The sequence below is a fragment of the Marinilabilia salmonicolor JCM 21150 genome (assembly GCF_000259075.1).
GTDB lineage: Bacteria > Bacteroidota > Bacteroidia > Bacteroidales > Marinilabiliaceae > Marinilabilia > Marinilabilia salmonicolor.
This window is the reverse complement of the sequence record NZ_AJKI01000037.1, coordinates 1-340: the sequence shown is the minus strand read 5'-3', so window position 1 is coordinate 340 and position 340 is coordinate 1. Positions and strand designations below refer to the sequence as shown.

The window sequence follows — 340 nt, the reverse complement described above, 5'->3', positions numbered from 1 at the left end:
CAACACCAGACAAAACGACTTTGACTTCCAAAGGAGTGAAGGAGACCGGAAAAGCTTTTATCTTATGGTTTTGCATTAATTTTTATATTAGTTCCCTTAAAAGAAAGACAGGTTAAAAGTTCTGACAGCAGAGACGATACATGTATCGCTTATACTGATGAAAAGATAAAACCTGTTAATACTGACAATCGGTTAGGGCAGAGAAACCAGACAAAAGGGGGAATCAACCACCCTCCAGCGTTACAGCTGCGGAGGATATAACAGTCCCGTAGCTCAGTTGGTTAGAGCACTACACTGATAATGTAGGGGTCCGCAGTTCAAATCTGCGCGGGACTACCAA

Annotated in this window: 1 tRNA gene; it reads left to right on the top strand. The window is 42.4% G+C overall.

The features are described from left to right. Nucleotides 1–262: 262 nt before the first annotated feature. Nucleotides 263–339: transfer RNA gene (locus W7W_RS0116305), tRNA-Ile, on the top strand. Nucleotide 340 lies beyond the last annotated feature (1 nt).